At 62.5% G+C, this 2,139-nt stretch carries 2 protein-coding genes; both read right to left on the bottom strand.

Features of this window, described 5'->3' with window-relative positions:
* Window positions 1-165: 165 nt before the first annotated feature.
* Entirely contained in the window at window positions 166-717 is a 552-nt protein-coding gene (locus EJK15_RS68985) for a peptidase inhibitor family I36 protein (protein WP_171075431.1), read from the bottom strand.
* Window positions 718-1,398: 681 nt separating this feature from the next.
* Window positions 1,399-1,872: a hypothetical protein gene (locus tag EJK15_RS68980; RefSeq protein WP_138720876.1), complete on the bottom strand. Its 474-nt coding sequence runs from the start codon at window positions 1,870-1,872 to the stop codon at window positions 1,399-1,401.
* Window positions 1,873-2,139: the final 267 nt, after the last annotated feature.

The raw sequence follows: 2,139 nt of genomic DNA, 5'->3' as shown, positions 1-2,139 counted from the left end.
GGCGTGCGCCGCCGTCGGAGCAACGCATAGGAGTGCGACGCATCCTGCGACAAGGGCGCTGGCCGCTCGCTTGCGGTGATATTTGATGACAGCCATCGTGTTCGCACCTTTCTTTCGGACGACGCGCTGATCGCGTTCTACTGCATGCTCGGCACCACTTGGCTGCTAGCCGCATCGATTGTTGCTTTTAGCCAGGTAGATACCTCGCATGTGCTTGATGTTTGACGCGTTGCTAATACGCACGCCCGCTTGGTAGCACAACTCGTACGCGGGGTCATTCGGGTAGTTGCGAAGGAACACTCTGTTGTTTCGGCGGTTATACATGGAGTAGAACCATGGCAGACTGTAATGATCCAGGTTCTGCCATATTCCGGCGTCGTGGAACTGATATCTGGTGCCCTTGAAGTCGGTTTTCGACCACAGGCAGAACCATCCGTTGGGGCAGTCGCCCGCCGCTTGGGTGGACGCGTCTTCCGCCTCTATCGTGACGATGACCGCACCGTTGTCGTAGGAGATCTGGCGGTCGTTGATGACCACTCCACCGGGCGCCCGTCGTAGCTGTTCGGCGATCTCTTGAGCCTGTTTCATCTCGGTCGAGGGGCTGGGGTCCGCCTGGGCCGACGTCGTGGCCAGGCACACGAGGGTGGCGGTCGCGGCAACAGTCGCGGCGCCCGCCCGCACCAAGCCTCGCGTGCGATGCGTTGCTCTGTCGTTCATCTGTCCTCCGAATTCTGCAGGGATTGAATGACCGATTGCACTGACCCTGACCTGCACGCAGAGCAGGCGCCGGCGCTCAGGGAAGTGCCCCGCAGCAAGCGGGTCCAGGACCGCTCCCAGCCGGGGCCTGTGCCACCAGGATCGTGGGGGCAAGATTGTTTGGCAGCCCTGATCAGGCAGGCAAACAATGCTTTTTGGGGAGACGGAGAGGATCATGGACAGCCACTGAGCAGGGCATGCGGAGTAGCTGCGCTGGGAACGGTCATAGCCGGCGCCATACCTGCTCAGAGGTGATCTTGCAGGGCCAGTGGATCGCCTTCTTGCCCTTGCGCTTCTCGCCGTGCCCAATGGAGAAGGTGCCGGAGCTCGCTCTGCCCGAGCTAGACCAGGTAGGTACGGGACACCGTTGTCACCGTGGGTACGGAGGAGGCGGTGCAGGTTCAGCGCGGTGTTGAGGGACTTGCCAGGCCGGGCCGCTCGGTGCGGAGCGGGCCATAGGCTCGTGGCCACGTTCTTGATGACCGGGTGGAGCAGCGGGTCGTCGGTCGCGAGCGCGAACTGCGCGACCGACGACGTGGCCGACAGAAGCGGGGTGCCGCAGTACGCGGCGATCCGCTGCTCATTGGTCCGGCATGCCCGGTGGCTGATCGCGAGGACTGTCCTGCCACGACCGTTCTCGGCTCAGGTGGTGCCGGAGCGGGTCAAGCCGCACGAATCCCACTTTATTTCGTTGGTGCTGTACTTCCCCAGGCAGGTGAAGTAGTCGATGTACTTTCCCTCGGCGACATTGCCGTAAGAACGCTCAGTGCACTGTCCGGCACCGCTCGTGTGCCACTTCTCCGGCTGGGCGCTGCCACCGATATCGGCGAATACTACGATCGACCATCCATCGGCGGACCGATCGCAGACCCACATCTTGTCGCCGTCAGCCACCCAGCGGCCAAAACCAGAGCCCCAGCCGTCTCCGGTGTAGCAGCCATAGATCGTGCAGGCATCCGGTGCGGCGGCCAAGGAGTCGCCGGGAGGTTGCGGTGTCTGACTTTGGACGTCTCCTTGCGACGCGGTCGGCTCCGGCGTCGGGTCCTGAGCGTGTGCCGGTACTGCGGAGACGCCCAGGGCGAGCACACAGGCGAGGGCAGGGAGGATTCTCTTCACGGATCACCTCTCGTGAAGTGCAAAAGGTTCCCCGCTCGGTACGGGGAACGGTGCTCATATTCTCTGAAGCAATCGGCGCTCAGTCCTCAACCCTTGGATTGAATCGGCGGCGCCATCCGCAGTAGCCGCAATTCCTCCATTGAGCTTCCCCCCGTTGCACGGACACCTGAGGTGAGGTCACTCGGCGGTGTCTGAGGGCCGGTAGAGGCTCTCGTACGTGACGGGGCTGTGCATTCCAATGCTGGAATGGCGCCTGTATGGATTATA

The sequence above is a fragment of the Nonomuraea basaltis genome, assembly GCF_005893125.1.
In the GTDB taxonomy this organism is placed as follows: domain Bacteria; phylum Actinomycetota; class Actinomycetes; order Streptosporangiales; family Streptosporangiaceae; genus Nonomuraea; species Nonomuraea basaltis.
Note: the sequence above shows the minus strand (reverse complement) of the source record. Positions and strands in the feature narration are given on the sequence as shown.